The sequence below is a fragment of the Synechococcus sp. UW179A genome, from assembly GCF_900473965.1.
Taxonomy (GTDB): domain Bacteria; phylum Cyanobacteriota; class Cyanobacteriia; order PCC-6307; family Cyanobiaceae; genus Synechococcus_C.
On record NZ_UCNJ01000028.1, the window covers coordinates 68,800 to 77,490 of the forward strand.

The 8,691-nt window shown below is 58.1% G+C and carries 12 protein-coding genes and 1 pseudogene; 5 read left to right on the top strand and 8 right to left on the bottom strand.

The features are described 5' to 3' along the window. Nucleotides 1–26 precede the first annotated feature (26 nt). A complete protein-coding gene (obgE, locus tag DXY31_RS13900; RefSeq protein ID WP_114994348.1) occupies nt 27–1,016 on the top strand; it encodes a GTPase ObgE in 990 nt (329 codons plus the stop codon). A gap of 102 nt (nt 1,017–1,118) precedes the next feature. After that, the gene (locus DXY31_RS13905; protein ID WP_114994349.1) at nt 1,119–1,301 is read left to right on the top strand and encodes a hypothetical protein; all 183 of its coding nucleotides are present in this window, start codon (nt 1,119–1,121) and stop codon (nt 1,299–1,301) included. A gap of 104 nt (nt 1,302–1,405) precedes the next feature. Here the strand turns inward: DXY31_RS13905 and DXY31_RS13910 are convergent, their stop codons facing one another. Further along, nucleotides 1,406–1,624 carry a CP12 domain-containing protein gene (locus DXY31_RS13910; protein ID WP_067096415.1) on the bottom strand — a complete coding sequence of 73 codons (219 nt, stop codon included), beginning with the start codon at nt 1,622–1,624 and terminating at the stop codon, nt 1,406–1,408. A gap of 157 nt (nt 1,625–1,781) precedes the next feature. Here DXY31_RS13910 and DXY31_RS13915 point away from each other — a divergent pair, with 157 nt between their 5' ends. Continuing rightward, nucleotides 1,782–2,279 (top strand): hypothetical protein, encoded by a 498-nt coding sequence (locus tag DXY31_RS13915; RefSeq protein ID WP_114994328.1) that lies wholly within the window; start codon nt 1,782–1,784, stop codon nt 2,277–2,279. Here the strand turns inward: DXY31_RS13915 and DXY31_RS13920 are convergent. Genes DXY31_RS13920 through DXY31_RS13930 form a run of 3 tightly spaced genes read right to left on the bottom strand, consistent with a single transcriptional unit; the run spans nt 2,260 to nt 5,791 of the window. Continuing rightward, complete coding sequence (locus DXY31_RS13920) at nt 2,260–4,170, bottom strand: ABC-F family ATP-binding cassette domain-containing protein (RefSeq protein ID WP_114994329.1); 1,911 nt, start codon at nt 4,168–4,170, stop codon at nt 2,260–2,262. The two genes, DXY31_RS13915 and DXY31_RS13920, sit on opposite strands and share 20 nt — an antisense overlap. Next, nucleotides 4,167–4,805: a DUF2301 domain-containing membrane protein gene (locus DXY31_RS13925; RefSeq protein WP_114994330.1), complete on the bottom strand. Its 639-nt coding sequence runs from the start codon at nt 4,803–4,805 to the stop codon at nt 4,167–4,169. The genes DXY31_RS13920 and DXY31_RS13925 overlap by 4 nt, the downstream gene beginning before the upstream one ends. Beyond that, on the bottom strand, nt 4,802–5,791 hold the full coding sequence (locus tag DXY31_RS13930; protein ID WP_114994331.1) for a glutathione S-transferase C-terminal domain-containing protein: 990 nt from the start codon (nt 5,789–5,791) through the stop codon (nt 4,802–4,804). The genes DXY31_RS13925 and DXY31_RS13930 overlap by 4 nt, the downstream gene beginning before the upstream one ends. 55 nt (nt 5,792–5,846) lie before the next feature. On the opposite strand from DXY31_RS13930, the gene DXY31_RS13935 reads away from it, so the two are divergent. Beyond that, a complete protein-coding gene (locus DXY31_RS13935; protein WP_114994350.1) occupies nt 5,847–6,794 on the top strand; it encodes an aspartoacylase in 948 nt (315 codons plus the stop codon). On the opposite strand, the gene DXY31_RS13940 is transcribed toward DXY31_RS13935, so the two are convergent. The 4 genes from DXY31_RS13940 to DXY31_RS17115 all read right to left on the bottom strand — a co-directional run bounded on the left by DXY31_RS13940 (nt 6,773) and on the right by DXY31_RS17115 (nt 8,242). Beyond that, complete coding sequence (locus DXY31_RS13940) at nt 6,773–7,141, bottom strand: hypothetical protein (RefSeq protein WP_114994332.1); 369 nt, start codon at nt 7,139–7,141, stop codon at nt 6,773–6,775. The genes DXY31_RS13935 and DXY31_RS13940 overlap by 22 nt on opposite strands. 81 nt (nt 7,142–7,222) lie before the next feature. After that, nucleotides 7,223–7,582: a hypothetical protein gene (locus DXY31_RS13945; RefSeq protein ID WP_244279819.1), complete on the bottom strand. Its 360-nt coding sequence runs from the start codon at nt 7,580–7,582 to the stop codon at nt 7,223–7,225. A 111-nt stretch (nt 7,583–7,693) separates the two neighbouring features. Beyond that, nucleotides 7,694–8,047 carry a hypothetical protein gene (locus DXY31_RS13950; protein ID WP_114994333.1) on the bottom strand — a complete coding sequence of 118 codons (354 nt, stop codon included), beginning with the start codon at nt 8,045–8,047 and terminating at the stop codon, nt 7,694–7,696. A gap of 36 nt (nt 8,048–8,083) precedes the next feature. Then, nucleotides 8,084–8,242: a hypothetical protein gene (locus tag DXY31_RS17115; RefSeq protein WP_170953713.1), complete on the bottom strand. Its 159-nt coding sequence runs from the start codon at nt 8,240–8,242 to the stop codon at nt 8,084–8,086. A gap of 193 nt (nt 8,243–8,435) precedes the next feature. Here DXY31_RS17115 and DXY31_RS13955 point away from each other — a divergent pair. Next, nucleotides 8,436–8,691 (top strand): annotated as a pseudogene (locus DXY31_RS13955) (photosystem II q(b) protein); the annotation flags it as partial.

Sequence of the window (8,691 nt, forward strand, 5' to 3'; positions counted from 1 at the left end):
GTGGCTGGTCCCGATCGAAGCTTTTCGTGCAGTTCATCGACCAGGCGCTCATCACCGTCCGTGGCGGCCGTGGCGGTGATGGCATCGTGGCCTTCCGTCGTGAAAAGTACGTCCCAGCTGGTGGTCCCTCAGGAGGTGATGGGGGGCATGGATCCCACGTGATCCTGGAGGCTGACTCGAATCTCCAGACGTTGCTGGATTTCAAGTACAAGCGCTTGTTTGCTGGAACTGACGGTCGCCGTGGCGGTCCCAATCGCTGCACCGGTGCGTCCGGTCAACCTCTGGTTATTCACGTCCCCTGCGGCACGGAGGTGCGACATCTCACCACGGGAATCCTCATGGGTGATTTGACCGCGCCTGGGGATCAGCTCATGGTGGCGTTCGGAGGCCGCGGCGGTCTGGGAAACGCCCACTATCTGAGCAACCGCAACCGTGCTCCTGAAAAGTGCACCGAGGGCCGTGATGGAGAGGAGTGGCCTCTCCAACTCGAATTGAAGCTGCTGGCAGAGGTCGGAATCATCGGTCTGCCCAATGCAGGCAAAAGCACCCTGATCAGCGTCTTGTCCGCAGCCCGTCCCAAGATCGCCGACTATCCCTTCACCACGTTGGTGCCGAATCTCGGTGTTGTGCGCCGTCCGAGCGGTGATGGCACGGTCTTCGCTGATATCCCTGGCCTGATTGCCGGTGCGGCCCAGGGAGCCGGACTCGGACATGATTTCCTCCGTCATATCGAGCGCACTCGTTTACTCATTCACGTGGTGGATGGCGGCGCGGATGATCCCTTGGGTGATCTGCAAGTGGTGGAGAAAGAGCTCGAGGCTTATGGCCATGGGCTGGTGGATCGCCAGCGCTTGCTTGTGGTCAACAAACTTGAGCTTCTGGATGAGTCACGTCGCGACGAATTGGCGGCTGCCCTGGAACACATGAGTGGTCGAACCCCACTGTTGATTTCAGCGGTGATGGGTCAAGGACTCAAAGAGCTGTTGAATCAGGTCTGGGTGGAGCTTGGCGTCTGAGCCTTTGGGTTCATTCATTTGTCGCGAACCATGTTCGCTGCTGCATCAGGACTTGTGCGTTGTGCGTGGCATGGCGATAACGGGAGTAATGAGAGAAGTCCGATGACCTTCTTCACTTGTTTCGACTCCCAGGGCCAATTGATCGCCCGCTGTCAAACGCCCGAGCAAATCGAGGCCCTGCGCCGCCGCGGACGTCCGATCGTCGGCGTGCATGCGATGAAGCCTGAGGAAGCCGTGGTCTGCAGCCTCACAGGCAGCCCTGCAGATTTCAACGAAGAACAATGATTCACTCTGCATTGCTAATCCTGCAGAGCACTTGATCGTGGTATCTCAATAAAAAACGGGGAGTGATCCCCGCTTTTTATTGAACGCATGTAGTTGAGAATGACTCAGTCGTCATAAACGCGGCATTCATCAGCTTCAGGGTTGTTTTCGCAATAGAGCTCAATGGGAGTGGGATCATGGCTGTCGCCTGGATGCTCCTTCTTGTAGTCCTGCAGGGACTCAAGCTCCTCGCTGAAGTGGCGAACCTTGGCGTCGTTGCCCTCTGCCTTGGCAGCTTCGAGTTCGCTTTGGTCCTTTTTGATGTGTTCGTCGATGGATTTCATGGAGTCGTTGGCGTGTCCCAACCAATGTCGACGCACACACCATACGGCTGTTGCGCTGTGCTGCCAGCCGCAAGAGATGCGACCTCGTTTCCGTATCAACACTCATGACCTGGTCGAGTGACCTCGGCTACGAGCAAAGAAGACAGGGTTCGTGGTCATGGTGCGAATCAGGCAACGACAGGGGCGCCACTTCATGGATGAAGAGGGACGCATGTTCTGGATGAATGGTCCAGAAAACTTCTGCTATCTCTCAGAACAGCGACAGTGGCGCTGCGGTCTGAGCTTTCAGGAGGTTCTTGACTGGAAGCAATGTGCTCCTTCAGGGCTGGTCAGTCAGCGCTTCAGCTCACTCCAGGCTGCCTGCGAGGCTTTCGAGCACAACCAAGTTTTCTGGTCTCATGATCTTTATCTGCGTCGGATGGGTGACCAGATGGCCCTCCATCGTTCAGCGGACGATTACAGACCCACTGTCATGAAGCTGGCCGAAGCTGCTGGTCGAGTCGTGAGACCAGCTCCCTGGAGTGGTCGCCCCTCCACTCCCCTGAGCTGTCCTGTTCCCTTGGTGAATGCCAACACGACTCTTGTTGGTTATTCCTGCGAAGACCTGGCGCATCCACGCCGGCGCCGGCGTTCTCTCAGGGAACCAGTTCACTGAGTTCAAGCCAGCGTTCTTCACTGGTTGCGAGTGCTTCGAGCAGCCTGGCCAGATCCTGGCTGAGGTTTGTGAGGTCTCCTTGGCGGCTGGAGATGGCCTGCTCCAGATCTGCTTTGCGTTGCTCCATTTGAGGCAGTTCACGTTCAATTGTTTCCAGTTCCCGCGATTCCTTGAAACTGCGCCGCCGGGGCCCCTTGTTTTTCGGAGCCGACTCCTTACTGGTTGATTCACCATTGGCACGGTTGCGATTGCCGCCAGCCGCAGCAATCTTTTCCTTGTCCCGGCGATGGTCGAGAAAGGCGCTGTAGTTGCCTTCAAAACGCTGCAGACGTCCTTCCTCGAAGCAGAACAGACGATCTACGGTTCGATCCAGGAAGTAGCGGTCGTGAGAGACCACAACCACACAGCCCCGGAAGTCCTCGAGCAGGTCTTCGAGAACACTCAGCGTTTGAACATCAAGATCATTGGTGGGTTCATCCAGCAGCAAGACGTTGGGAGCCTGGATCAGCATCCGACAAAGACTCAGCCGTCTTCGCTCTCCTCCTGATAACTTGCTGAGCGGGCTGTGCTGCTGAGCGGGGGGAAACAGAAACCGCTCCAACAGCTGGGAGGCACTCAGTTGCTCTCCTCCCAGGTCAATTCGAGATGCGGCCTCTTCGACGAATTCGATCACCTTGCGCTCGAGTCCACGCCCTTCTGCGAGTGCATCGGTGTGCTGATCGAGATAACCAAGTTGCACCGTTTCCCCGAGACGAAGGCTGCCAGCGGTGGCTTGTCGCCGTCCGGCGATTAGGTCAAGCAGGGTGGATTTGCCGCTGCCATTGGGTCCAATGATTCCAACCCGGTCCTCAGGACTGAAGCTATAGGTGAAATCCTTGAGAAGTACGGGGCCGTCGGCCTGGCCATCTGCTGTGACCATCAGCTCCTCAACTTCAATGGCCAGCTTGCCGATCCGACGGCTAACGCTGCTCATTTCCAGCTGGTTGCGATTGTTTTTCGAGGGTGCCGCCCGCATCGCCTCGATGCGCTGGATGCGAGCTTTCTGCTTGGTGCTCCTTGCTTTAGGGCCCTGGCGGAGCCAAGCCAGTTCCCGTCGCATCACGCTCTTGAATCGGGCAGCTTCTGCGGCTTCTGAGACCTCTTGGTCGGCTTTTCGTTGCAGATAGGCGCTGTAATTCCCATCAATACTGGAGGCTTGTCCTTTCTCTACCTCAACAATTCGGCGAGTAACGCGGTCGAGTACGTAGCGGTCGTGGGTGACGAGCACCACAGCTCCCGGGTAGCGATCCAGCCAGCTCTGCAGCCATTCCACAGCCGCTGCATCCAGATGGTTTGTGGGTTCATCCAGGAGCAGTACATCAGGGCCTGCAACCAGTGCCGAGGCCAGCCCCACCCGCTTGCGATAGCCACCGGACAAATCCTCCACAGGGCGGTGAAGATCGCTAATTCCCAAGCGTTGCAGCACTTCCTGGCACTGTTGCTCAAGGCCCCAGGCCCCCTCTTCATCCATGCGCTCGCTTAGAGCACCGAGTTCCCGCATCAGTCTTGTGTTTTCAGGAGACCGGGCGACCGCTTCAGAAACCTCGCTGAAGCGCAGCAGCAGCTCCCGTTTTTCTCCACAGCCGGCCAGCACCTGTTCGAGCACAGTGAGCCCAGGATCCACCGTGCTGTCCTGACCAACCAGCTCAATTTTCAGACGAGAGGAGCAGCGTCGCTCGCCCCCTCCAAGAGGTTCTTTCCCTGAAAGAATCCTCAGAAGGGTGGATTTACCCGCTCCGTTGGGTCCTATTAGCCCAACCCTGTCGCCTTCGCGAATGTGCAGCGTGAGGTCCTCGAACAGGGTGCGAATCCCGAAATCTTTGGAGGCATCAACCAGGCTGATCAGACTCACGGGCCTGCGACCTCGCGCTGGGCGTCCAGATAGGCAAACACGCTTTTGTCTCCCACATCTGCGGCTGCCTCCATGCCGAATTTACGAACGGCAAGCACGACCAGCAGCAGCCCCGCGAACAACACCAACATCCAGCAGGGACCCTTGCCAATCAGCCCCAGCAAACGCCCAAGGAGAGCAACAGGAAGCAGCAATGTGAGGCCGATGGCCTCCGGACGCCGGAAGCAGAAGAATTCCTTGAAGCCGATTCCAGTGAGAGCGGCAAACATAGGGCCAACAGCCAGGAGCCAAAGGGGCTGGCTGGCCAACGTGTTGAGGGCTTCACTAGCTGGGGCTTGAAGCAATAGCACCAGCCAACCAAGACTGCCGATCAGCCAGAACAACTGCAGCGCTCGATGCAGTGGACGCAGATAGATATGAATCCACTGCAGTGCCAGTCCAAGGCTGATGCAAAGAGGTAGAAGCCACAGCCATGCCCACTGACCACCCACCATCCACCATTGCAGCAGTCCAACACTGAGGGAGACTCCGCCGATCAGAAGGCAGATCCTGTAACGCTGGACCTCCTCTCTGTCCGTCGACGTGATGGTGAAAGGTCCATAGATTCCGTCGAACTGGGGATCGGCGGTCGTCATGGCAGGGGAATGGTGCTATTCACCAGTGTGCTCAGCTTTGGACCCTCCGGAACGATTCCGCCAGGATTCAGGGGAAATAGAGCGCCGAAGTAGTCATGGCGCCAGGCAGTGGCATCGCAGGTGGCCTCCACTCCTGGTAACGCAAGGAACCGTTGTCGCCATTTCCATAGTTCTGGCAGCATCCACAAGGGTCTAGCGCTGCATCCGAACAGGGGAGAGTAGACAGTCTCCCAGCGGATCAGGGTCGGGAACAGGCGCACATCGGCAAGGGTCAGGGTTGCACCGCAGAGCCATGGACCTTCCTGCCTGAGGCTTCCTTCTAGCTCTTGAAGAGCATCGTCCATGGCGGCACTTGCCAGGTTGTAAGCCGATTGGTTCCGCGCAAAGCCGCAGCGGTAAACCCCATCGTTCAGAGCTGGCTGCAGAAGCTGCTGCCAGCTTTCGATCCGTTCCTGCAGGCTGGCCGGTGCCAGGTCAGGTGCTTCAGGTGCTGCAGGCCACCGATTAAGTGCCGAGGTCAGTGGTGTGCTGTCGTTGCCGAGAAGGTGTGGTTTGTGCTGTTCGGTGCGGCCAGGATCCACCAGCACCGGTACCGTCGCTCGCAGGCTGGGTTCCGCTCCGCAGCGTCGATACAGCTCCAGGAGGCTGGTGCAGCCCAGCCAGCTGGGATCGAGCCGCCATCGTCCTTCCTCATGGTCAGCTTTGGCGGTGATCACCCCGAGAGTGCTCTCAAGACCACGCAGTTTCACCATCAGCCAGGCGCGATGTGCCCAAGGACAGCTGCGGCCAATCAGCAATCTCGGTCGACGGTCTGGTTCACGCTCCTGAAGATCATCTGCCGCAGGCACCGAAGTTTGCATTGGAGCGCTGTCCGGCCGTTGGTAGTTGCCCTCGTCATCCGCAGGTCCCAGCCCTGTCATCAGGCGTTGCCACTGCCACTGCCAGCCCTTTCGCACATTGCGAACGATCAGCGGAGGAATCGACATCACGGTTCCGTTTCAAGGCATTGTCCTTCAGTCTGTGGATGAGTGCAGCGACCTGATGGCAAGCCCCCGAGTGCTGGTGGTGGCTGGTACCCACGGCAATGAAGTCAATGCTCCATGGCTCCTCGAGCAATGGGTCGCTCACAACGAGCTGATAGACGCCTGTGGATGCGTCGTCCAAACGGTGATTGGTAATCCGGAGGCCCGTGCCGTTGGTCGTCGTTATCGCGATCGCGATCTCAATCGTTCCTTCCGTCCCGACCTTCTGCAGCAGTGTGCGATCAATCCCGAGCAGTGTGATCGTGAAATGCTCAGGGCTCAGGAACTGTTAAGCCAGTTCGGGCCTAAGGGACAAAGGCCCTGTGACCTCGTGTTTGACTTGCATAGCACCACAGCTGCGATGGGCAACTGCCTGGTGGTGTACGGCCGCAGGCCAGCCGATCTGGCCCTCGCAGCGCTGGTCCAGTCATCGCTTGGGCTACAGGTCTATCTGCATGAAGCGGATGCTGCTCAGCAGGGTTTCATGGTGGAGCGCTGGCCCTGTGGGCTTGTGATTGAAGTGGGGCCTGTGCCTCAGAGCGTTCGCAGGCATGACATCGTTGATCAGACGCGCTTGGCGCTTCAGGCGGTGTTTCTGGCCATTGCTGACGTCGTCTCCGGAAAAGCCTGCTATCCCCACCAGTTAGTAATCCACCGTCACCTGAAAAGCCTTGATTTGCCTCGACAGGCCTCAGGTGAGGCTTCAGCACTGATTCACCCTCAGCTGCAGGATCGCGACTGGATTCCCTTGAGCTGCGGTGATCCTCTGTTTGTATCGGCCCAGGGAACAACCATTGCCTATGAGGGGCCTGACGGGGCGATTCCCGTTTTCATCAATGAAGCGGCATACGCGGAAAAGGCCATTGCCCTCAGCCTCACGAGCCGTGAAGAGTGGCCCCTGTCCCAGAACTGGACAGAGGCCCTTGCCCTGCTGCTGAAACGGGGTCAGCGAGGCGAACCGTTGTAAATGATGCTGAGGACACTGCGACCGTCAGGAGAGATCTGAATTTCGGTTTCTGTGGTGGCATCGCTGCCGTCTTCAGGCCAACCCGGATCTCCACCAAGGAAGCTGAAGGTGTAACCGCTGGGGGAGTCGTCCACAAGACAATCGCCGCCGCCCGAGCTGGTTTGGAACATGCAGGGCTGGGGGCGGTAAACGCTGAGTCCACCGTTTTCGGTCACAGCTGTATTGCGCGCCAGATTCAATGCACGCACTTGTGACGCTGGAACGCCTGCCTGTGCCATGACAGGTGCGCCTGCAAGGAAGCCTGTTCCAGCTATCACAGCCAGGGCCGTTAAAGAAGAGAGTTTCATGACCTTTAGGAAGTCACTTCTATCGGAGTCAGAGCATCAGCGTCTGTCAACTAATCCGTTGTGGTCCGTTGACCAGTGGGCTCATCGGATCGGGCCGTTGTAAGGAACAGCCAGGATTCTCTCTCCGTTAGGTGAGACGAGAACTCTTGTTTCCAGAGTGGGACTTGGGGGTGATTGCCGCTCCCAGCCTGGTGGACCGCCGCGGAAGCCGAACAGAAAACCCTGGTCCGATTTAGAGATCAGGCATGAGCTCGCTCCTGTTTCATACATGCAGGCTGCCGCGCGGTAGGACGCGAGCCCTCCGTTCATCGATTCCGCCCTCATTCTTGCGAGGTTTGCTGCCTTGGGCTGTGCGAGGGGTAGGGAGGCTGCTGCTTTTATGGCACCGATGCCTCCCAGTGCGAGGGCAAGTCCGGTGGTCGTAGTCAGCACTCGGTTCATGGGTTCCCTGAACGGGTCAACAGCTTGATGCCGATGGTTTGTGAATGGTGTTTCTCGAAGCTGGGAAGGCATGTCTTGTTATCACTGTCGCCCCACTCCTGCTGAGCAGGATCATCCACAGGCCCAGGTGCCTTGCTCGAGGGTGCAGGGCAGGCTACTGACCTTTCCGTTTTCCCAGTAGATCCGCAGCCGGTCGTCGGCGGTCCCGCTGCGGAATGTGATTGATTTAATCGGTCCAGGGGGGACTCGCTCTCCACTGTCGTCACTGCCAGCCATTTCCTTGTTGACCCGTTGTTCAAGCTGGTCAAGACGGGTGTTTAGCTCACTGATCTGTGCATCACGACTGCTGTCTGTTGACGGCTGCATGTCGCTCTTCTTCTGACATGCACTGATCAGCACAGCAGTCATCAAGGCGCTGAAAGCGATGGCCAGCGATCGAACGGCGGGGGCTGAAGACGGGTGCATGGCCGCAGCGGTTGTTGGTGGTTCCAGTGTGGGTGTTCAGCCAGCTTCGACCAGACGTTCACTCCAATAAACAACCGCACCCTGAGCTTCCAATTCATGTCGCCTGTGGCGCGCATCCTTGGTGGGGACGGTTGCCTCAAGACGCTGCCCTTCGATCAACCAACGAATCAGGACCACGAGCGTCTCCCGAGACACAACCTGAGAATCTTAAGCGATCCTTTAGGGGTCGCCCCTTTGTGTGGGCCGCGCCTGAGCGAGGTCTCAATGGTTCTTCATGTCGGCTTCATAAAGCAAGCGACATCTTGCGCAATGTTGCTTTACAATCCTGGGTGGCAGGGCTTCCTGCCCTTCCGTAACCGTCTCCTCGGAGACATTCTTTCCCGTTCTCATGACCACCACCATTCAGCAGCGCTCCGGCGCTAATGGCTGGCAGCAGTTCTGCGAGTGGGTCACCTCCACCAACAACCGCCTCTATGTGGGCTGGTTCGGTGTGCTGATGATCCCCACCCTGCTGGCTGCCACCACCTGCTTCATCGTTGCGTTCATCGCAGCTCCCCCCGTCGACATCGACGGCATCCGTGAGCCCGTCGCTGGCTCCCTGATCTACGGCAACAACATCATCTCTGGTGCTGTTGTGCCCTCCT